The sequence below is a fragment of the Kitasatospora sp. NPDC094016 genome (genome assembly GCF_040304045.1).
GTDB lineage: Bacteria > Actinomycetota > Actinomycetes > Streptomycetales > Streptomycetaceae > Kitasatospora.
In genome coordinates this window covers 361,666-382,870 of record NZ_JBEOUK010000002.1, presented here as the reverse complement: position 1 = coordinate 382,870, position 21,205 = coordinate 361,666, and the positions used below count along the sequence as shown (strand labels likewise).

General features: G+C 71.4%; 17 protein-coding genes. 6 read left to right on the top strand and 11 right to left on the bottom strand.

What is annotated here, in order from left to right:
- Nucleotides 1-134: 134 nt before the first annotated feature.
- From ABT015_RS03485 to ABT015_RS03470, 4 genes are all read right to left on the bottom strand, one after another.
- The gene (locus tag ABT015_RS03485; protein WP_350876314.1) at nucleotides 135-833 is read right to left on the bottom strand and encodes a hypothetical protein; all 699 of its coding nucleotides are present in this window, start codon (nucleotides 831-833) and stop codon (nucleotides 135-137) included.
- Nucleotides 834-943: 110 nt separating this feature from the next.
- Nucleotides 944-1,690, bottom strand: a complete 747-nt coding sequence (istB, locus tag ABT015_RS03480) for an IS21-like element helper ATPase IstB (RefSeq protein WP_502897261.1) — start codon at nucleotides 1,688-1,690, stop codon at nucleotides 944-946.
- A 98-nt stretch (nucleotides 1,691-1,788) separates the two neighbouring features.
- Nucleotides 1,789-3,471, bottom strand: coding sequence for an IS21 family transposase (istA, locus tag ABT015_RS03475; RefSeq protein WP_502897257.1), 1,683 nt, complete (start codon nucleotides 3,469-3,471; stop codon nucleotides 1,789-1,791).
- Between the two features lie 413 nt (nucleotides 3,472-3,884).
- On the bottom strand, nucleotides 3,885-4,457 hold the full coding sequence (locus tag ABT015_RS03470; protein ID WP_350876310.1) for a hypothetical protein: 573 nt from the start codon (nucleotides 4,455-4,457) through the stop codon (nucleotides 3,885-3,887).
- A gap of 226 nt (nucleotides 4,458-4,683) precedes the next feature.
- Between ABT015_RS03470 and ABT015_RS03465 the strand changes: the two genes are divergently transcribed.
- Complete coding sequence (locus ABT015_RS03465; RefSeq protein ID WP_350876308.1) at nucleotides 4,684-7,539, top strand: AfsR/SARP family transcriptional regulator; 2,856 nt, start codon at nucleotides 4,684-4,686, stop codon at nucleotides 7,537-7,539.
- Between the two features lie 13 nt (nucleotides 7,540-7,552).
- Here the strand turns inward: ABT015_RS03465 and ABT015_RS03460 are convergent, their stop codons facing one another.
- The 3 genes from ABT015_RS03460 to bla all read right to left on the bottom strand — a co-directional run bounded on the left by ABT015_RS03460 (nucleotide 7,553) and on the right by bla (nucleotide 10,790).
- Nucleotides 7,553-8,344 carry a hypothetical protein gene (locus ABT015_RS03460; protein ID WP_350876306.1) on the bottom strand — a complete coding sequence of 264 codons (792 nt, stop codon included), beginning with the start codon at nucleotides 8,342-8,344 and terminating at the stop codon, nucleotides 7,553-7,555.
- Between the two features lie 379 nt (nucleotides 8,345-8,723).
- A complete protein-coding gene (locus ABT015_RS03455; RefSeq protein ID WP_350876304.1) occupies nucleotides 8,724-9,776 on the bottom strand; it encodes an MBL fold metallo-hydrolase in 1,053 nt (350 codons plus the stop codon).
- 78 nt (nucleotides 9,777-9,854) lie between these two features.
- Nucleotides 9,855-10,790 carry a class A beta-lactamase gene (gene bla, locus ABT015_RS03450; RefSeq protein ID WP_350876302.1) on the bottom strand — a complete coding sequence of 312 codons (936 nt, stop codon included), beginning with the start codon at nucleotides 10,788-10,790 and terminating at the stop codon, nucleotides 9,855-9,857.
- Nucleotides 10,791-10,905: 115 nt separating this feature from the next.
- Between bla and ABT015_RS03445 the strand changes: the two genes are divergently transcribed.
- Nucleotides 10,906-11,853 (top strand): LysR family transcriptional regulator, encoded by a 948-nt coding sequence (locus ABT015_RS03445; RefSeq protein ID WP_350876300.1) that lies wholly within the window; start codon nucleotides 10,906-10,908, stop codon nucleotides 11,851-11,853.
- 71 nt (nucleotides 11,854-11,924) lie between these two features.
- Complete coding sequence (locus tag ABT015_RS03440; protein WP_350876342.1) at nucleotides 11,925-12,812, top strand: serine hydrolase; 888 nt, start codon at nucleotides 11,925-11,927, stop codon at nucleotides 12,810-12,812.
- A gap of 49 nt (nucleotides 12,813-12,861) precedes the next feature.
- Here ABT015_RS03440 and ABT015_RS03435 read toward each other — a convergent pair whose 3' ends face one another.
- On the bottom strand, nucleotides 12,862-13,053 hold the full coding sequence (locus tag ABT015_RS03435; protein WP_350876298.1) for a hypothetical protein: 192 nt from the start codon (nucleotides 13,051-13,053) through the stop codon (nucleotides 12,862-12,864).
- A gap of 256 nt (nucleotides 13,054-13,309) precedes the next feature.
- Here ABT015_RS03435 and ABT015_RS03430 point away from each other — a divergent pair, with 256 nt between their 5' ends.
- From ABT015_RS03430 to ABT015_RS03420, 3 genes are all read left to right on the top strand, one after another.
- A complete protein-coding gene (locus ABT015_RS03430) occupies nucleotides 13,310-14,980 on the top strand; it encodes an ABC transporter permease (protein WP_350876296.1) in 1,671 nt (556 codons plus the stop codon).
- Between the two features lie 30 nt (nucleotides 14,981-15,010).
- Entirely contained in the window at nucleotides 15,011-16,375 is a 1,365-nt protein-coding gene (locus tag ABT015_RS03425) for an ABC transporter ATP-binding protein (protein ID WP_350876294.1), read from the top strand.
- Nucleotides 16,376-16,864: 489 nt separating this feature from the next.
- A complete protein-coding gene (locus ABT015_RS03420; protein WP_350876292.1) occupies nucleotides 16,865-17,221 on the top strand; it encodes a beta/gamma crystallin domain-containing protein in 357 nt (118 codons plus the stop codon).
- A gap of 215 nt (nucleotides 17,222-17,436) precedes the next feature.
- Here ABT015_RS03420 and ABT015_RS03415 read toward each other — a convergent pair whose 3' ends face one another.
- From ABT015_RS03415 to ABT015_RS03405, 3 genes are all read right to left on the bottom strand, one after another.
- Nucleotides 17,437-18,357: a CAP domain-containing protein gene (locus ABT015_RS03415; protein ID WP_350876290.1), complete on the bottom strand. Its 921-nt coding sequence runs from the start codon at nucleotides 18,355-18,357 to the stop codon at nucleotides 17,437-17,439.
- Nucleotides 18,358-18,503: 146 nt separating this feature from the next.
- Nucleotides 18,504-19,628, bottom strand: a complete 1,125-nt coding sequence (locus ABT015_RS03410) for an RCC1 domain-containing protein (protein WP_350876288.1) — start codon at nucleotides 19,626-19,628, stop codon at nucleotides 18,504-18,506.
- Nucleotides 19,629-19,969: 341 nt separating this feature from the next.
- Complete coding sequence (locus ABT015_RS03405) at nucleotides 19,970-21,088, bottom strand: basic secretory protein-like protein (RefSeq protein ID WP_350876286.1); 1,119 nt, start codon at nucleotides 21,086-21,088, stop codon at nucleotides 19,970-19,972.
- Between the last annotated feature and the right edge of the window lie 117 nt (nucleotides 21,089-21,205).

Below are 21,205 nucleotides of genomic sequence, written 5' to 3'. Positions count from 1 at the left end.
AGCTTCCTGGGCCCCTGCGGCTTCCGGTCCCTACGGATCTTGAAGTCCATCGCACACCTTGAGCTGGGGTGTTGCGACGACCGTTAGAACCCAAGAGGGCGCGCGGGGGCTCGTCCGAGACGGGTTCCGGCCCGTCAGGGCAGGTCGGTGCGGCGCCGGAAGACAGTCTGCGAGCCGAAGGGGTCGTCGAAGTCGGTGCCGTAGCGCACGGCGACCAGGTAGGCCCGGCGTGCTTCGGGGTTCTGCATCCGGATGCTCCCGGTGGTGTGCTCGTCGGAGATCCACGCGTCGCCCTGGAGCTGGATGTCCATCCTCAGGGCGAACCGAACTCCGTCACCGTAGGCGTGACAGCGGTTCACCCTCCTGATCGGCGACATGGGGGTACCGCCCGCCTTGGCGGCGAGGTAGAAGTTCTGTCCCTTGCGCTGAATCGGATCGGACCAGGAACCCCATGCCCCTTCCCTGAACTCAAGAGGGAGCCCCCTGCTCGGGTCCCAGGCCCAGTACTTGTCCGGGCCGGTGATGATGGGCCCGGTGAGGTTCTCCCCTCGGATCCCGCCGAACCTGAACTGCAGCACGTCGTCGCGGTGCACCTCGGACTTGGGGCTCATGTCCTTGTTGTCCACGAGCCCCACCGGGTCGTAGTAGGACTCACCCTTTTTCTTCCAGTACAGGATGAACGGCATCTGGGCCTGGAGCGGGGACCTGGAACTGCCGGCGCCACGGAAGTGGATGAACCCGCTGTAGGACGTTTCCGCGTCCTCGGTCTCGGGCTCCGGGAGTGCGGCCTCCTCAGTCGCCTCGTCGGCGGCTGTGGTCGGATCGTCTGGCATGTCGTGCCTCTCTGTTTCGGGCCGCCGCCGTGGTCCAGTCGGCGGCCGGTTGCCCAGTCACTTCCACGGGCCGGGCCGGTGCACGCCCCCGCGAAGGGCCGTGCACCGGGTCATCTCGGGCTCTGGGAGAGGGTGTCCTGGGTGGCCTGGTAGCGGTAGGACTCGGTACCGGTCTGGATCAGGGTGCAGCGGAAGGTGATCCGGTCGGCGATCGCCGCGCACAGGCGGGCGTCGCCGAAGGTCTTGTCCCACTCGGTGAAAGGGGAGTTCGTGGCGACCGCGGTGGCCTTGCACTCCTCGCGCTCGGTGAAGATCTGGAACAGCAGCTTGGCGCCCTTGCGGTCCAGGTTCAGGTACCCGAACTCATCCAGGCAGAGGAGGTCGATCTTGCTGTAGCGGGCGATCACCGAAGACAGGCGCCGTCCGGCGTCGGCCTCGGCGAGCTCGTTCACCAGCGCCGAGGTGGTGGTGTAGCGCACGCTCATGCCGGCCTCGGCGATCGCGGTGCCGATCCCGATGAGCAGATGGGACTTGCCGGTGCCGGAGTCCCCGATCAGCACCAGCGGGCGACCCTCGCGCACCCAGACCGGGGACTTGAGGTCGGCGACGACCTCCGGGGTGACGTTCGGGTTCTTGGTGAAGTCGAAGTCTTCCAGTCGCTTGGGACGCGGGAAGCGGGCCAGCCGCAGGAGCCGCTGCTGGCGGCGCACGTCGCGGTCGGCGAGCTCGACCTGCAGAAGGTCGAGGAGGAATTGCTTGTAGGTGGCCTGTTCGCGGCGGGCGGTTGCGGCGAGTTCGATGAACCGCTCGCGAAACGCCGGCAGTCTCAGATCGCGGCAGGCCTCGTCGATGAGCATGTCCTCCGGGTCGCCCGGCAGGGACACTCTCCTTGGCGGGATCCGGTCCCGCTCGCGGTCCTGGTCCGCGTCGTGGTCGGTGATGGTGATGCCGCGGGTCATGCCCCCTGGCCTTTCCGGTTCTGGCCGCTCTCGCGGGTGATGACCGGGTTCAGCAGCCGGTCGTACTTGCTCATGTCGGGCAGCGTCGTGCGCGGGTCGGGCGGCAGACGGCGAGCGTGCAGTGAGATCACCCTCGCCCCGGCCGCCTCCTGGCCCGCGCTCCGGCCACCCGCGTCAGCGCCCGTCCCGTCGTCGGCGAGGAGTTCGGCGTCCTCGGCGTCGGTGCCCTCCATCGCCTTGCGGGCCTCGATCGCGACCAGGTCGGTGGAGACCGAGCCGATCCGAAGGCAGGTCTCCATCGCCTTCACCACGGCCTCGGCCGGCAGCCGGCGGTGCAGCAGCAGGACCTCGATCAGCATCCGGGTGCCCTCCCGGTCCCCGGCCTTCTGTTTGGCCGCGGCCCAGAACGCTTCGTGGACCTTGGTGAAGCCGCCCTCCGCACGGGCCTGTGCGAGAGCGGAGGCGCCGGCGAACGCTCCCGGCTTGACCAGAAGGATCTCCAGGTAGTGGTCCAGGATGTCGTGGTAGGTGTAGCGGCGCGTCAGGCGGGGGTGGCGGGCGACGACCTGGCGGCCGTCGAACACCCACAGCTCGTTGGCCCGCAGCTTGACCCGCACCTTGGTCCCGATGAACTTCGCCGGCACGGAGTAGTAGCCTTGGCGGACCGTGATGCGGCTGTTGCGGGCGACCGTGGGTGTCAGGTCGATCCCGCAGTCGTAGTCGTCGGCGGGCAACGGCCGAAGCAGTGAGCGTTCCTGCTCGAAGTCGAACCCGATCGAGGTCGGACGGCCGTGGATGTGCCGCGCGTCCTCCGCGACGTCGATCGCGGCCAGGCGCTCGTTCAGCTCCGCCAGCGAGTCCACCGCCGGCGGCGGCACCAGGTGCTTCCTGCGGAACCGGCCGCCCTCGTGCTCGACGCCGCCCTTCTCGTGTGCTCCGGCCTCGCCGGGGGTGCAGTAGAAAGCCGAAAACTGGTACCACGACCTGAACGACGCCCACCTGGCCGACTCCAGCCGCGAGCGCCCGAACAGCACCTGCTTCACCGCGGGTTTCAGGTTGTCGTAGCGGATGTGCACCGAGGGGACGCCGCCCAGCACGGTGAACGCCTCCCCGTGGCCTTCCAGGAACGCCTCCTGGGAGGCGGTGGCGTAGACGCGGTGGACGGCCTTGCCGGAGTAGGACAAGCGGAGCGTGAACAGCACGCACTTGCGGCGCTGGCCGGCCAGGTCCAGCCAGAAGTCCGCGAAGTCGACCTCCGCCTCCTCGCCCGGCCGTTTTGCCTGCGGGACCACGCCCTCCAGGTGCCGCCGTCCCGCGAGGGCCTCCGCTTTGATCTCCGGGCGCCGCTTCCTCACGTACTCCCACACCGTGGTCTGGCGGGCGAGCTCGAAATCGTGCTCCGCCGCCAGGCGCTCGATGATCCGCACGATCGTGTGCCTCTGCTTGGCCGGAGCGTCCAGGTCCTCGCGCAGCATCTCGTCGACGAAGCCCTTCACCGGCTCCAGCACACTCGGCCGCGGCGGAGGCGGCTTCCGCTTCGGCGGCACCGGCGACTCGATCGCCTGCCGGACCGTCCGCCGCGACACCTTGAACCGCGCGGCCAGCTCCCGCCCCGACAGCCCCTGCTCACGACGGGCCCGGCGGATCCGCTCGAACAACACCTCACGCGACCTGTGCACCAGCGGTCTCCCTGACCTGGACCGTGATCAACAAGCTCAGCGTGACGGCCAAACGGCCCATCACCTCCGATTACGCCAAAAGCGGCATGTCACACACCACCACTCCGACTGGCTCCCAAACCCACCGAAAATCCGCCGGTGCCGAATCCCGGCGGAAACGCGGACCCCATCCACCCCGAAGAAATCAGCCTGATCACCTGGTGACCATTCACGAACACGTCCCTACCAGGACCCGTCGATCCACCGGCCCCTCGTGACCGGCGCCCGCACCAACGGCTCTGTCCCGCCATCGCCGGTGGCGAGGCGGGACAGGTACCGCTGGCAGGTCGTGCGTCCCTGCCCCGGCCTTGCCCCTGCGGCTACCGCGGTTGCCGGGGTTGCCGGTTGCCGGGGAAGGACATCGGGACCGTGGCTCAGCCGAGCGTCAACGACTTGGCGTGGGTCCGCCAGGCCTCGTCCACCGAGACGGTCTCACCCTTGTAGCTGGGGCTCTCGTAGCCGGTGGCCTGGAATCCGGTGAACAGGTTGAACCAGCAGTTGGCGTACGGGCGCACCGAGTAGACGTGGTCCTGGAGCGGGGCGGGGATGTCGAAGGAGTAGTCGGCGGCGTTCCCGTTGTAGCACGCGTGCGGGCCGGTGAAGGTCACCGATTGGCCCCCGAAGAAGAAGTCCTGGTAGATCGTCCCCAGGACCACCAGGTCGGAGAGACCGGCCGGGCTGTTCAGTTCCTTGGCGAACGCGCTGTCGCGGGCGGCCTCGGCGGCGGTCGGCGGAGCGTCGGCGACCCGCCCGCCGGTGGCGTAGCCGATGGCCTCTCGGTAGGTGCCGAAGCACTGCGCCTGGCCGCCCTGCGCGTTCACCACGCAGTGCCGGTTCGAGTCTCCGGCCGTCGCGGGTCGAGCGACGGCCGTGGCCGCGCCGGACAGGGACAGTGCGATCGCCGACGCCGCGAGGACGGCTCCGATGCGCTTGAGGGAGTGTGCCATGGTCGATCAACTCCTGGGTCGAGGACCGGCGCCTTTCGGCCGGTGCACGGCAACACTCTCAATCGGCTGCACGATTCTGGCATGATCTGATCACTGCTCTATCGTGACGCGCGCTGCCGTGCGCCGGCACGTGACAGTTCAGGCGACACCCCCGGGGCACGAAGTGACACTTCGTCAATATTGGTGTTCTCCGGGGGAGTTGGATCGGTATCGCCGACGGGGGGACATGAAGTTCAGGATCCTGGGGTCCCTGGAGGTACGGGCCGGGGCCGCTCCCGTACGGTTGGGCGGACGCCGTCAGCGGAGTCTGCTGGCGATGCTCGTGGCGCACTCGAACCGGACCGTCCCGGTCCCCCGACTGGTCGACGCGGTCTGGGACCAGGACCCTCCGGCCACGGCGGACCGCCAGATCCGCAACATGGTCGGCCTGCTGCGCCGCATGCTCGGCACGGGGCCGGCCTCCCCCATCGTGACCGACGGCGCGGGCTACCGGCTGGTGGCGGACGACGCCCGGGTGGACCACCGCCTGTTCGCCTCCCGGGTCGCGGCGGCAGCGGACCTGGACGCGGCGCAGGCCGTCCCCCGGTTGCGCGAAGCCCTGGAGCTGTGGCGCGGCCCCGCGCTGGACGGGTTGCCCGGCCTGGCCTTCGCCGCCCTCGCGGCCGGCCTGGAGGAGCAGCGGATGGCCGCGCTGGAGCGGCTCTACGAACTGGAGCTGGAGGCGGGGCGGCACCGCGAGGTCGCCGCGGAACTGACCGGCCTGGTCGCCGATTTCCCGCTCCGCGACCGCCTGGTGCGGCAGCTGCTGACCGCCCTGCACCGCTCCGGCCGACACAGCGACGGGCTGGAGGCGTACCGGCGCCATGCCTCCCGGCTCTCCGAGGACCTGGGGCTGGACCCGACACCCGAGGCCCAGGCCCTCCAACGGGCCCTCCTCCTCCCCTGTCCGGCACCGACCGCCCGGCCGGACCGGGCCGCCCCGACCGCCGGTGTCGCCCCTGCGGTGCCCCCGGCGGACCCGCGACCCGAGCAACTCCCTTCCGGCCTCTCCGTGTTCGTCGGCCGCGCCCCCGAACTGCTCCTACTGGACCGGGTGTTGGCCACCGGGGAGCCCGGCACCCACCCAACGGCGGCACCGTGCGCCGTGATCACGGGTGCCGCCGGAGTCGGTAAGTCCGTGCTGGCGCTGCACTGGGCGCACCTCACGCGGGAGCGGTTCCCCGACGGACGGCTCTTCGCGGACCTGCGGGGCTGGTCCGCCGCCGGCCCCCGTTCCCCGCACGGGGTGCTGGCGGCGTTCCTGCGCGCGCTCGGCGTGCCGACCGAGTCCATACCGGCCCAGCTGGACGAGGCGTCCACGCTCTACCGGTCACTGCTGGCGGAACGGCGGATGCTCGTCGTCCTCGACGACGCCGCCGGCCCGGAGCACGTCAGGCCGCTGCTGCCGGGCGGCAGTGGCTGCGCCGTCGTGATCACCAGCCGGGACCGTCTCACCGGACTCGTCGCCCGCGAGGGCGCCCACCGCGTCGGACTCGACGGCTTCACCCCCGCCGAGGGGCAGGCGCTGCTCGCCCGCGTTCTGGGCGCCGGCACCGCGGAGGCGCAGCGGCAGGCCGGCGCCCGGCTGCTCGACGCCTGCGGGCACCTCCCGCTGGCGCTCGGCATCGCCGCGGCCCAGCTGCGCGACCGGCCGCAGCGTGATCTCGTCGCCTTCGCCGACGAGCTGGCCTCCTGCGCCGACCGCCTGGGCGCCCTGGAGGCCGGCGGTGACGACCGCTCCTCCCTGCGGTCGGCCTTCGGCCTGTCCTACCGGGCGCTCGATCCCGCCGCCCGGCGCCTGTTCCGCCGGCTCGGCCTGTTCCCGGGGGTGGACATCAGCGCCCCCGTAGCCGCCGCCCTGTCCGCGGCCGCCGTCGACGAGTGCGAACGGCTCCTCGGCCGCCTGACCACCGCCCACCTGCTCGCCGAGCCGGCACGGGGCCGCTACCGCTTCCACGACCTGCTGAAGCTCTTCGCGGCCGAGCTGGGCACCCGCGAGGAGAGCCCGGAGGAACAGCGGGAGCTGCACGAGCGCTGGTACGCGTGGTGCCTGCACCACGCGCACGCCGCTGCCCGGGTGCTGACCCCCGGGCGGCGGCGGGTCCCCCTCGGCCCGCCGCCCGAGGGCCTGCGGGTGGCCGACCTCACCGGCCCCGAACAGGCCGCCCGCTGGTGCGACGACCAGCGGGCGAACCTGCTCGCCACCGCCCACCACGCCTACGAGCGAGGGAACGACGAAACGGCCTGGAAACTGCCCGCGCTGCTGTGGAGCTACCTCCACCGCACTTCGCCGCAGACCGAAGGGGTGGCCCTGGGCCGGACGGCCGTGGCCGCCGCCCGCCGCCTGGGCGACCTGAGCGCCCAGGCACACGGCCTCAACGACCTGGGCCACGTCTGGGGCGCCCTGGGCGAACTCACCCTGTCCCGGCGGACGTTCCAGCGGGCCAGGGTCCTCGCCCACGACGCCGGCGACCGGTGCACCGAGGGCCGGGCGCTGGCCTACCTCGGCGCTTACCACTACTTCACGGGCCGCTACGCCGACGCCGGGGAGTACTACGAGCGGGCCCTCGACCTGCTGACGGCCGACGGCCCGGAGACCGATGACTGGACGGCCGACCTCTGCCGTACCAGCCTGGCCCCGACCTACCTGCTCCTGGGCCGCTACCAGGAGGCATCGGACCATGCGAGCCGCGTGCTCGCCCGGCCCAGGGCCCAGCGGAACGGGCCGATGGACTGCTCTCTGCTCAACACCCTGGCAGCGGCGCAGCACGCCCTCGGGAGGCCGGAGGAGGCGGTCGGGCACTACGAACGGTCCCTCGCCGTGAGCAGCCGTCTGACGGGCTATCCCGCCCAGCGGGCCCACGCCCTGGCGGGACTGGCCGCCGCCCACCGGGCACTGGGGCACGAGCAGCGCTTCCGTCAGGCCTGGGACGCCGCGCACGAGATCTACGCGGAGCTGCCGGCGCACCAGCTGACCTCGAACCTGCCGATCCTGGCCGCACTGGGGTTCACTCCGCCCGCCACGACCGACCGGCGGCGCTAGCCCCGACCGACTGTCACGTGTCGGAACGACGTCGCAGCCGTGCCGTGGCCAGTACTCCCAGGACCATCAGCAAACCGCCGATCGCGATCCCGACGTGCTTCCCGCTCAGCAGACGGCTGCGCCTGCCTTCAGCCGCGGCAGAGCGCGGAGGAGGGGGGATGGTGGCCCCGGAGCTGGGGGTTTCCGACGCAGACTGGCCGTCTTGAGGGCGGTCCGTCGCCTGGGGCGACGGGGAGCCGGACGGGTCGCTCCCGTCGGCAGCTCCACCCCCGTACAGAAGAGCGCCGTCACCGCGGTCGCCGTCACCGCGGTCACCGTCGTGCTTGTCGATGCAGTGGGTGGCCGGAAAGGAGAAGACTCGTTCGTGGCGGTCGAACGCCTTCACCACGAAGAGCGGGTGCTCCCTGAAGAAGTCACGAATCTGCCACTCGTACTGGTTGCTGGTCTGGGTGGGATAGTTCACGTCCAAATACGTTGAAGCGTAGAAGTTGTCCCATGGTGCTGCCGGCGACGAGGACGAGGATGACGTGGACCCCTGGAGAACGAGAGCCTCCGGCCCGTGCCGACCGTTCTTCAGGATGACTCTGAAGCTCTGGTCGATGAGTACGACGCGGCGGGCGCTGTGGCAGTCACGCGGGGGATTGTGGTCGTGGTGTCCTCCCTCCCCCACGCCGTCCCCGTCCTGGATCCACAGGGAGCCGGACGCATGCCGTGCGGACGCCTGCGCGGCGACGTCCGCCGACGGTGACGCGAGGGCGATGGCCGCGCCCGCCAGCGACGCTGCGACCCGGGGACGGCGATTCATCCAACGACCTCCATGGGTGGCGAACACGCTGGACCGCCCGCCGGGCGACGCGTCCGAGTCTCAGGAGAGGGTAAGAGGAGTCGACTCGTCACATCGGGTACCTCCCTGGGGAGCCCTCCTTTTGTCACTCAGCCGCAGCAGTCGGTTGACGACTGGTCAGGTGCTGGGCCGGGCGGGGCTCACGGAGTGCGGGCTGGGCGGGCTGGCAGGGGGAGGCGGAGGAGGAAGCGGGCACCGGTCGGAGCCGGGGACTTCCAGCGGGCGGTCGGCGTGGGCGGCCGACCTGAACACCGCCTTGGACACCCACCTCGGGGAACAGGACACCAGGGCGCCGCACTCCCCCGGCACCTCCGCCCCCGGCCGGGAGTGATCCGGACGGTCAGCAGCAGGTGGGCGGTGCTGCGACGGCCCGGGCCGTCGGCGCCTCGATGTCGGCGATCCGGCCGCGCAGCATCGCGTCCATGACCGCCATGTAGCGCTGCGTCCGGGGGCCGCCGAGGAGGAAGGGGTTCGCGGCGCCGGGCGGCTGGTGGCGCAGTTGTTCGGCTCGTTCGAGGCCGTGGTCGTTCGGGTGGTTGGAGAGCTCGACCTCCACGTTCGCCCGGCGCATGACGGCCCGGAAGGCCTGGACGGACGCGAGGAAGGTGCGCAGCTCCTCCACCGTCGAGGGCGGGTTGAGGCCGCCCCACAGCATCGCGCTGTGGTGCCGGCGGCCGGCCCGGACGGGGATGATCGGGGAGACGGTGCCGGGGGTGTGGCCCGGGGTGTGGTGCAGCTCGATCGTCGTGCCGCCGAGCGTCAGCTGCTCGCCGTCCGCGATGTCGAGGTCCCGGGCGGGGGCGTCGGCCGGGCGGGTGCGGGCGAGGAGGTCCCAGTCGGCCGGCGACATGTGCACGCGGGCGCCGTAGCGGTCGGCCAGGGTTTGCGCGCCGCCGAAGTGGTCCGAGTGGCCGTGGGTGAGGACGACGTGCTTGATCGCCGCCGGATCGGCTCCGACCGCGCGCAGCCCGGGGACGATGATGCCGTCGGCGTCGGCCGGGGAGGTGAGTGCGTCGATCAGCACGATGCCGTCGTCCGTCAGCACCGCCATCGCGGAGACCCAGCCCGCGCTCAGGAGCACGAGGTTGTCGAACAGCTTGACGGGCGCCGGCGCGGGCAGGTCAGGAAGGTCGGAGCCGGGCGTCAGCGCCGTCACCAGAGCGCGCAGCACGGGGTCGTCGCCGGCGAGGCGGCGGGCGCGGTCGTAGTGCGGGCGGGAGGCGGACGGCGTACCCGCGGAGGCTGAGGCGGACGGCGTACTCACGGAGGCGGAGGCCGGGGCCGGGGCGGCGATCGGCGCGGCTCCGGCGGCGATGCCCAGGACGGCGAGCTGGGCGAGGCGGCGTCTGGTGAAGTCGGCGTCCGTGGCGGTCCGGCGGGTGGGGTGGATCACGGCGGTCGGGGCTCCTGGTGGTCGGCGCTCTTGGCGGTCGGGGCTCTTGCTGGTCAGGGCTCTTGGCGGTCGGGGTGTTCAGCCGAGGGCGCCGACGACGGTCTTCGTCGCCTGGGCGATCAGCGCGTCGTCGGAGGTGGCGTCGGCCTTGCCGCGGTCGGACAGGACGACGATCACGACCGGGCTCCGGCCGCCGGAGGGCCACGCGACGGCGACGTCGTTGCGGGTGCCGTAGCCGCCGTTGCCGGTCTTGTCGCCGACCTTCCAGTCGGTGGGCACGCCCGCGCGGATGTACGGGGCGCCGGTGGTGTTGCCGATGAGCCAGTCGGTCAGCAGCCGGCGCCGGTCCTCCGCGAGGACGTCGCCCAGGGCGTAGCGGCGCAGGTCGGCGGCGAAGGCGCTGGGGGTGCTGGTGTCGCGGGTGTCGCCCGGGGTCGCCTCGTTGAGAGTGGGCTCGGTGCGGTCGACGCTGGTGGTCGGGTCCCCGAGGTCGCGCAGCGACTGCTGGACGGCCGCCGGGCCGCCCAGCTCGGCCATGACGAGGTTGGCGGCGGTGTTGTCGCTGTACTGGATCGCGGCGGCGGCCAGATCGCGCACCTTCATCCCGGTGGCGACGTGCTGCGAGGTGACCGGCGCCCACGACAGCACGTCCTCCTGGCGGTACGAGACCACCTTGTCCAACTCCGCGTCGGAGGCCTTGCGCAGGAGGGCGCCGACGGCGAGCGACTTGATCGTGGACGCGAACGCGAACCGCTCGTCGGCCCGGTAGGAGATCTCCCGGCCGCTGCCGGTGTCCACCGCGAACACGCCGAGGCGGGCGCCGAACTGCTGCTCAAGTCCCTTGAAGGAAGCGCTCGTCGTATCCGCCACCGGCATCGCGCTGGATACCGGGGCGGGCGTGTCGGCGGCCGCATGGCTGGTGAGTCCCGCAGAGCCGCACCCGCTCAGCAGGGTGGCCGCGAGCAGGGCCACGGCGGGCAGCGCGGTACGGGGGCGGCGAAGGGCAGGCGTCATCGGTGGTCTCCCAGGTGGTTCGTTCCGTCACCCTCAGCTAAACAGGCCGCCGGACCATCAGTCCAAGACCACTATGGTGAAGAGATCGATAAGAGAATGCCTATGATTGCTGCCCATGGACCTGTTGGGGCACCTACGCCACTTCCGCGCTGTCGCCGAGGACCGACACTTCGGCCGCGCCGCCGAGCGCCTGCGGATCGCCCAGCCCTCGCTCTCCCAGCGGATCAAACGTCTGGAGCGCGAGCTCGGCGTGACCCTGTTCGACCGCGGCCCGCGCGGAGTCGAGCTCACCCCGGCAGGCCTGCTGCTGCTCGCGGAGGCGACGGAGGTGCTGGAGAGCACCGCCCGCCTCCTCGCCACCGCCGCCGACCTGCGCACCGGCCGGGCGGGCACCCTGCGCGCGGCCGTGCCGCCCGAACTGGGGCCGGCCGTCCTGGCCGCGCTGCTCACCGGCTTCGAGAGCGCCTCCCCCGGCACCCGGCTCGAACTGCGGGAACTGCCGGTCGCGGTCATGGCCCGCGAACTCGCCCAGCACACCGTGGACGTCGCCGTCGTCCGCCACCCGTGCCCGGCCGCCGGGCTGGCGTTCGGGCCGGTCCTGCACCAGCCGCTCGGCGTCCTGCTCGCCGCCGGGAGCCCGGACGCCGACCGCCCGGAGCTGGCGGTGGCCGAACTGACCGGCCGGCGACTGGTGTTCTTCCCCCGCGCCACCGCCCCCGCGCTCTACGACGAGATGCTCACCACCCTGACCCGGCACGGCTGCACTCCCGAGGCCGTCGTCGACCCGCCCGGCCCGGACGTCGCGGGCGCACTCGTGCTCACCGGCAGCGCCGTCGCCCTGGTGCCACGCACCTCGCCGCCACCGGGTACAGTCTGGCGTCCGCTGACCGGCACCCCGCTGGCCTGGCGCACCTCCACGGCCTGGCCGACCGGGAGCGGCGGCCCCGCCGTCCGGCTGTTCGCCGAGGCCGCCCACCAGGCGCTGACCGAACACGGCGGCCTCCTGCCCCAGCCGCCCAACCCCCCGCTCTTCCCCCGGCCCGCAATGGAGTTCCCGCTGTGACCAGCGACCGCGCCCACGGCAACCGCGCATCCGGCGACCGCCCCGCCGGCGTCCGCACCGCGCGCGCCCGCATCGCCGCCGCCTTCGCCGACGCCGGCGTCAGCGGCCGACTGCACGTCCGCGACCTCGACACCGGCACCGAGATCGCCCTCGACGCCGACACCCCGGTCAGCACCTCCAGCGTCCACAAGCTCTGCCTCCTGGTCACGCTCTTCCGCGAGGCCGCCGCCGGACGGATCGACCTCACCCGACAGATGGAGATCCCCGCCACCGGCCGCACCTCCGGCGGCACCGGCCTGGCCGCCATGCTCGACGCCGCCCGGCTCTCCCTGCGCGACCTCGCCTACCTGACCGTCGCCGTCAGCGACAACGCCGCCGCGGACATCCTCTGGGACGAGATCGGCCTCGACACCGTCAACCGCACCATGGCCGACCTCGGCCTGACCCGCACCGTCGCCGTCCACAAGCTCCGCGACCTCATCGCCGCCCTCGCCGAGGACACCGGCCACGACTCCCCGGTCGACCCCACCGTCGTCGCCCGCCTCAGAGTCCTCGACCCCACCTTCACCAACCGCAGCACCGCCCGCGACATGACCACCCTGCTCGCCGCCCTCTGGCACGGCGACGCCTGCCCCGGCGAACCCGGCGCCGCCCTCCGCCGCCTGCTCGGCCTCCAGGTCTGGCCGCACCGCCTCGCCTCCGGCTTCCCCTACGACGACGTCCGCGTCCACGGCAAGACCGGCACCCTCCCGACGCTGCGCCACGAGGTCGGCGTCGTCGAATACCCCGACGGCGGCCGCTACGCCCTCGCCATCTTCACCCGTGCCGCCGCCACCACCATCACCCTCCCCGCCGCCGACGCCGCCATCGGCACCACCGCCCGCCTCGCCATCGACGCCCTGCGAGCGATGGCGACCGGGCGGGGCGGCGGCCCGCAGGCAGCTCAACAGGTCCGGTGACCTGCGAGGTCATGCCACAAGCTCGACTCGCGGTTCAACTCCCGGCGCCCTACTGAACGCTGTGGTTCAGGATGAGGGTGGTGCCGTCGGCGGTGGTGTACTCCAGGGTGCCGTCGCCGGTGATGGTCCGGTAGGCGCCGGTGCCGCCGACGATCGCCACCGTGAACGTCCCCGGCTCCCGCTCGGGCGGCGCCCCGGCGGGCCGGGTGCGCTGGGTCGGCGGGCAGGGGGTCGGGAACAAGGCCTACTCGTCCGGCGGCAACCGCGCCCAGGGGCTGCCGGCCCGTCAGCCACGATGTCGGCCGCTGCTCGGCTGCTCCGGATCTTTTGCCGGTGAGTGTTCGCGTGTCGCTCGGTGGGGACTCCTCCGGAGTTTCCCGGGCATGGTTTCCTGGCCGAGGCAGCGAGCCGACGGTGACACGGGAGGCCAGGTGGCGGGTCCGGGCGGGTTCCCCTCGCGAGGGGTGTGGCGGCGGCCGGCATTCCGATGGGTGGACGTGCTGGTGGTCGTGGCACTGGTCGCGTTCCTGTACGGCCTGCTGCGGCTCGCCCCGTCACTGAACGCGCCGTTCCTGCCCAGCACGGCTCCTGACACGGTGTCGACGGACCCGGCGAACCTGCCGTACTACGCGGTGCGCTCGCTGGTGCGGATGTTCGCGGCGCTGGTGGCGTCGGTGGTGTTCACCTTCGTGTACGCCACCGCCGCGGCGCGGCTTCGGCGGGCGGACAAAGTGCTGCTGCCAGTGCTGGACATCCTGCAGTCCGTGCCGGTGCTGGGCTTCCTGTCGGTGACGGTGACCGCGTTCATCGCCCTGTTCCCCGGCTCGATCCTGGGCCTGGAGTGCGCCTCGATCTTCGCGATCTTCACCGCGATGGCCTGGAACATGACCTTCGCCTTCTACTACTCCCTCGTCTCCCAGCCCAAGGAGCTGGACGAGGCCGCGCGGGTGATGCGGCTGACGAAGTGGCAGCGGTTCTGGCAGCTCGACGTGCCCTCCGGGATGATCCCGCTGGTGTGGAACGGCATGATGAGCTTCGGCGGCGCCTGGTTCTTCCTCGCCGCCTCCGAGACCATCAGCGTCCTCAACCACCGCTACGCGCTGCCCGGCATGGGGTCGTACGCCGCGGCGGCCATCGCCGCCGGCAACCTGGGCCAGGTCGGCATCGCGATCGCCGTGATGGTGGTCATGGTGATGGGCGTGAACGTGCTGTTCTGGCGGCCCATGGTCGCCTGGTCGGAGCGGTTCCGGGTGGAGGAGTCGGAAGCCGCCGAGCGCCCCCGCAGTCTGGTGCTCGACCTGTTGCGCCGCTCGAGCGTCCCCGAACGGCTCGGGCGCCCGTTGCTGCCGATCGGCCGCGCGCTGGACCGGGCGAGCCGGCCGTTCGGGCTGGCCGAGCACCCGATCGGCGGGTCGGCGGCGCGCGAGCGGACGGGGGACGTGTTCTTCGCCGGTGCGGTCAGCGTGCTGGTGCTCTTCGGGGCGTGGAAGGCGTTCGCCTACGTCAGATCCACGGTGGGGCTCGCGGAGTTCGGACACGCGCTGGCCCTGGGGGCGGCGACCTTCAGCCGGGTGATCGTCCTGATCGCGTTCGCGACGGTGGTGTGGGTGCCGATCGGCGTGTGGATCGGCATGAACCCGCGGGTGACCCGCTTCGCCCAGCCCGTGGTGCAGGTCCTGGCGAGCTTCCCGGCGAACTTCGTCTTCCCGTTCGCCACCGCCGCGTTCGTCGCGCTGGGCATCTCGCTGGACGTCGGCGCGATCCTGCTGATGGCGCTGGGCGCGCAGTGGTACATCCTGTTCAACGTGATCGCCGGCGCCTCGGCCATCCCCACCGACCTGCGCGAGGCGATGACCACCTTCCACGTCAGCGGGAGACTGAAGTGGCGCACCTTCATCCTGCCCGCGGTCTTCCCCTCCTACGTCACCGGCGGGATCACGGCGGCCGGCGGAGCGTGGAACGCTTCCATCGTCGCGGAGGTCGTGACCTACGGCTCCCACACGCTGACCGCCACCGGCCTCGGCTCCTACATCACCCAGGCCACCGCCACCGGGGACTTCCCGAAGATCCTGGTCGGCATCGTGGTGATGAGCCTGTACGTCGTCGCCCTCAACCGGCTGTTCTGGCGCCGCCTCTACCGCATCGCCGAGACCCGCTACTCCCTCTGACCTTTCGTACCAGCGAGCGAGGCAGGACCCGTGACCACCGACCACCCGCGCACCCCCGGCCCCCGCCCGACCGGCGCCACGATCGTGCGGGCCGAGCGGGTGACCAAGACGTTCACCACCCCCGACGGCCGGGAGCTGCCGGTCCTGGACGACATCGGCTTCCACCTGGCGGAGGGCGAGATCGTCGCGCTGCTGGGCAAGTCCGGCTCCGGCAAGTCGACCCTGCTGCGGTGCATCGCCGGGCTGATCGCCCCGTCCTCGGGCACCGTCGCCTACCGGGGCGAGCCGCTGACCGGTGCCAACCCGGGTGTGTCGATGGTCTTCCAGTCCTTCGCCCTGCTGCCCTGGCTCACCGTGCAGCAGAACGTCGAACTGGGCCTGCACGCCCAGGGCGTCGGTGAACAGGAGCGGCGCGAGCGGGCGCTGAAGGCGATCGACCTGATCGGTCTGGACGGCTTCGAGTCCGCCTACCCCAAGGAACTGTCCGGTGGCATGCGCCAGCGCGTCGGCTTCGCCCGCGCCCTGGTCGTCGAACCGGACGCGCTGCTGATGGACGAGCCGTTCTCCGCCCTGGACGTGCTGACCGCCGAGAACCTGCGCAACGAGCTGGTCGGCCTGTGGGAAGGGCATGAGGCGCCGGTCAAGTCGATCCTGATCGTCACCCACAACATCGAGGAAGCCGTCCTGCTGGCCGACCGCATCCTCGTGCTGGCCGCCAACCCCGGCCGCATCCAGGCCGAACTGCGCGTCGACCTGCCCCGCCCCCGCAACCGCCAGGACCCGCACTTCGAATCCATCGTCGACACCGTCTACGGCATCCTCACCGGCCGGGAGGAAGCCGCCGTCGCCGCGGTGGAGCCCGCGACGACCGGTGGTGCGGAGCGGCCCGCCCCGACCCCGACCAGCGCGCCGCTGCCGGAGGTCAGCGTCGGCGGGCTGGCGGGCCTGCTGGAAATCCTCGTCGCCCGCGGCGGCGAGGACGGCCTCGCGGAGATCGCCGACGAACTCAACTTCGAGATCGACGACCTCCTGCCACTGGTCGACGCCGCCGAACTGCTCGACCTCGCGCGCACCGAGGGCCCCCGGATCCGCGTCACCGACGCCGGCCGCGAGTTCGCCGCCGCCGACATCCTCACCAGCAAGCAGCTCTTCGCCCACCACGCCGCCAGCCGCGCCCCGCTCGTGCGGGCCATCGTCCAGGCCCTGGCCGCCACCGACGGTCACACCCTGCGCGAAGGGTTGTTCCTCGACCTGCTGCGGCGCGGTTTCTCCGCCGAGGACGCGCGCCGCCAGCTGGACACCGCCATCGACTGGGGCCGCTACGCCGAGCTGTTCGACTACGACTCCGGCGACGGCGAACTCACGTTGGAACCCGGCGCGCAGGACGCCCTGTAGGCGGGGTGCGTGCCTCAGTCCTTCCGGTGGGCCTCCGCGTCGGCGAGCAGGCGGACCACGTCGGCGGGAACAGCCGCCCGGGAGTTCGGCGGCCCGGAGGTCCTCGTCCCGGCCGCCGCCGCCCTCACCCGGCAGCACCCGACACGTCATGCGCGAACTCGCCAGCCCCACCCCCCTCTCCCAGCCAGGTGCCCCCAGCACCTGTCGCGCGCGGTCTGTGGTCGGACCATCACCCCACGTCAGAGCGGCCGGTGGGCGATCTCGGTCGACGGCCCGTCCGCACGGCCCCGGAACCACTCGCGACACACCAGAACAACCCACCCCACGCCTCGCCGAAAGTCCGGATGGAAATGACCGAGAACAAGCAAGGTGGAGACATGTTCGATTGACCCTCACAAAGGCGGTCTGGATACTGATCGAGCACGACGCAACCGAAACTCGTTGCGAAGCGGACTCCGATTCGAAATTTCATCCGGTTGAGGAGAATCCATGATCTCGAAAGCAAAGAAGGTCGTGAGCTCGATGGCGATGGCCTTCGCCGCGGCGGCCACGCTCACCGTGGCCGTGCCGTCCGGCAACGCCTTCGCCATCGACCACGTCCAGTGTGACGGGAGCCGCAATGACTTCCTGAAGATCTGGTCGCACCTCGACGGCCGTGACAGCGTCGACTGCTACGCGAACGGGGGGACGATCGGCTTCGGCGGGTGGTGGATCGACCGGATCTCCACGGGGAACAACGACCTGGTCTACTCCGACGCCAACGGCGACTCGGTGAGGGTCAACCGCTGGACCGACATCACGTACCCGAACCGCCCGCCGAGGGTCAACTCCATCCAAATCCTCTGACGAACCGGCGGAGCGGGACCCGAACGGAAATTCGTCCGGCCGTATCACCGCAAGTCCCCGCAGCGCTTTGATCGCCGTCGAATTTTCTGTGACGTGAATTCGCTCAATTCCGGTCCACCGGCGCCGGCCATGCCCTCCAGGGGCTGGCCGGCGCCGGCATGTGGTGTCACGGCTGCCCGCCGGGGGCGGCCCCGGCGGAGCGGTCGCGGTGGGGGTCAGCGGGTGCTGAAGTACGCGTTCCAGGAGGCGTTGCCGGTGCGGGCCAGGCCGACCTCGTTGTAGTCGCCGAGCATGATCCCCAGGTGAAGGGGCGACCTGATCCAGCCGTCGACGGCGGCGTCGATGTCGGTGGGGCCGTAGAAGGCGATCTCGCCGAATCCCCTCCCGGTGTAGCCGAGGTTGCGCGCGATGCCGCTCGAGTCGCAGAAGTGGCCGGAGACGCGGCGCTGGTCCATCTGGTCGGCGTTGCACTTGGCGACCTGGGAGAGCGTCTGGTTGAGGCGCACTGCCGGCCTGCCGTTCTGTGCGCGCACGGCGTTGAGCCGGTCCAGGAAGCGCTGCTCGACGGAGGCGCCCGGGCCCGGGCCGGTGCCCGACCCGATCAGGTCGAACCGCTGGGACATGCTGCTGTCGCAGTTCTCGACGGTGACCTCCCGGTCGAGGCCGTGATAGGTCAGACAGCGGTTGTCGCGGGCGTTGTGGAGGTAGGTGCCGCCGCCGGCGGCGGGCTCCAGGGTCCACTGCTGGTTGTCGCCCGCCCACCAGTGGATGAACTGGGTGGACCGGCCGTCGTTGGTGTCCATCTCCAGTACGCGCTCGGTGCCGTTGACGTTGCGGGCGAAGTCGACCCGGTCGCCGGGCTTGTTGGAGATCCAGAACGAGGTGGAGGCGTTCTGGTAGTTGCGGGCGACGATCCGGGAGCCCTCGCCGTCGGCACTGGCCAGCGAGTTGTGGTTCTGGTGGTCCTGGATCGTGATCATCTGCTCGACCACGGCGGCGTTCGCCGGCGCGGTGAGCAGCGTGACGCTACTCACCGCTATCGCGGAGACGGCGAGCGGCAAGCCTGCCAGCCGGGTGCGGCGGCGGATGCCGGTGCTCGGGCGGAGACGGAGGGTCCGGGTGGACGGGTGGGACACGGGAATCTCCTGTTGTCGGTGGACCGCGTGCGGATGCGACTGCGGAACGCGGTCAGGACACCAGGACCGAATTGACGATCGATCAGCAACATGTTGACGAACTGCCGTGCGCGGCCCGGGCGGGGAGCCGGGGACGCGCGCCGGGTTCAGTTGGCCAGGTTGAAGTCGCCGCCGAGGGGTGCGGCGATCTTGTCGACGCCGGTCAGCGCGGTGAGCGAGGTGACGGGGGTGCTGCTGTCGGTGGTGGTGCCGTTGCCGAGTTGGCCGGAGCCGTTGTTGCCCCAGGCGCGGACGGTGTTGTCGCCGAGCAGGGCGATGGTGTGTTCGCGGCCGCCGGCGATCAGCTGGATGCCGGTGAGGCCGGGGACCGGGACGGGGGTGCTCCGGAAATCGGTGGTGCCGTCGCCGAGCTGGCCGGAGGTGTTCCGGCCCCAGGCCTTGAGCTGGTCGCCGCCGTCGGTGACGGCCAGGCTGTGGTGGGCTCCGGCCGCGATCCCGGAGACCCCGCCGAGCCAGCTGCCCTGGATGTCGACCGGAGTGAAGCGGCTGATGGTGGTGTTGTCGCCGAGCTGGCCGGTGGCGTTGTAGCCCCACGCCTTCACCGCGCTGCCACTGGTGGGCTTGGTGGAACTGCTCGGCGGGCCGACCAGGGCCAGGTTGTGGTCGGCGCCGACGGCGATCCGGGTCACACCGGTCAGGTTGTTCACCGGGGACGGCACGTTACGGCTCGCCGAAGTTCCGTCCCCGAGCTGGCCGTTGATGTTGTGGCCCCAGGCCCACACGGTGCCGTCCTCGCGCAGCGCCAGGCTGTGGTTGAGTCCGGCGGCGATCGCGATCACCTTGCTGAGTCCCTCAACCCGAACCGGGACGCTGCTGTCGGCGTTGGTGCCGTTGCCGAGCTGGCCGTGGTTGTTGCGCCCCCAGGCGACCACGGTCTGGTCGACGAGCAGGGCCAGGCTGTGCACTCCGCCCGCGGCGACGTCGGTGGCACTGGAAAGGTTGACGACCTGGCCGGGCGCGTTGTGGCTGAACACCGAGCCGTCGCCGAGTTGCCCCGACCCGTTGGCGCCCCACGTTTGCACCGTGCGGTCGGTCAGCAGGGCCAGCCCGAAACCTGTGGCGGGGCCGCTTCCCCCGGCGGCGATCTTCACCACCTCGGCGCTCGTCAGTCCCAGCACGGTGGTGGCCGTCGTACGGAAGTCCGTCCAGGTGCCGTCGCCGAGCTGACCTGCGCGGTTGTTGCCCCAGGACTTGAGCCGCTTCTCCGCCACTTGATCTCCTCATCGGGTGTGCTGCCATGCGGGAATTCGGCCGCAGAGGCTGCCGCACAGACGCGGTGGTGCTGCCTCCCGACGGGCCGCTCCTGCCCGGCCCTCTCCGCAAGCTCTCGAACGCATCATCGGTGACGAGCGATCAGAACTCGGGACCCCGATCTCGACCTTCACTCGAACAGGCGATCTTCCGGCGTTTCCAGGCACGCCGGGCCGTCTCGCTGCGCCGACCGGGCCGCCGCCGCTGCGCACACGCGCCCCTTGGCGGCGCTCCTGACATCGACCCGACGGCCCGGCACCTCGTGGGTGCCGGGCCGTCGGGCGGGGTGTGGGGGCGCGGGTTACTTGGGCATCTCGTTCCAGAGCTGCTGGGCGCTCTTGCCGGTGAGCTGGACCCAGATCTGCTCGCTGTAGTTCGTGGTGTTCAGCAGGTGTGCCAGGTCGGGCTTGTTGTAGGCCTTCGAGACGTAGTCGATGAACCGGGCGGTGGCCTGGTAGCCGCTGTCGTAGTTGGAGTCCGGGCCGAAGTGCTGGGCGCCGGTGCCCGGCTGGAAGTTGTAGTCGCGCACCCAGTCCGCCAGGCCCTCGCCCAGCCACCACTTGCCGGAGAACGGGCTGTCCCAGACCGCGACGTGCACGGCCTCGTGCACCAGGAAGCCGGTGTCGCCCTTGTTGCCGCGGGTGTAGCCGATGTTGACGTGGACCTCCTTGATGCCGTTGCCGGGGTTCACCGTGGTGAACGCGGGGTAGCCGGTCAGCTTCGGGTCAAAGATGATCTTGAAGTAGCCGGGGGCGGCGAAGGCCCCCTTGGTGATCAGGTTGGAGATCGTCGGGTAGTAGTCCGCGACGGTCTTCTTCTGCTGCTCCAGCCACGGCCCGAGGTCCGGGGCCTGCGAGTAGTCGAGGTCGATGGTCGGACGGCCGGCGGTCGGCGGGGTGGTGGCGCCGTTGCGGTCGAGGTTCCAGGACTGCGCCGGGTCCCCCGCGTTGCAGGCGGCCACCTTGGCGTTCAGGTCCGCGCCACGGGCCAGGCAGAGGTTGCTGTCCGAGACGCTGTGCAGCAGCCAGGCCCGGCCGTTGCCCATCGAGGTGTTCTCCAGCCACCACTTCTGGTTGTCCGCGCCGACGTAGTTCCAGGCACCGACGGTGTTCTTGCCCCGGTCCCGGTCGGCGGCGTTGTTGGTGCCTGGCACCTTCACCGACCAGGAGCCGTTGCCCTCGTCCCTGACCGTCCAGAGTTGCTGGGCCGAGGACTCGTTCCAGTCGCGGACCACCACGTTGGAGCCGTTGTTGCGGCTGTCCCACTGGAGGGCGCCGCCCGCGTAACTGGAGATGCGGTAGTCGGCGCCGCTGGACGGGAGCGACTCGGCCGCACTGGCGGTCCCGGCGCCGAAGGCCATCCCGGACACGACGGTCGCGGTGGACAGGACGACGGCGGCGGCCGTACGACGGGTGATCATCTCGGGGTTCTCCTCTCGGGCGGCTCCCCCCTGGAACCGGCCTGCGGTCATGCCACCGGGCCCCGGCAGACGCGGCGTCAACGCTCCCGTCGACGGGTGCGTTGACAGGGCGTCGAC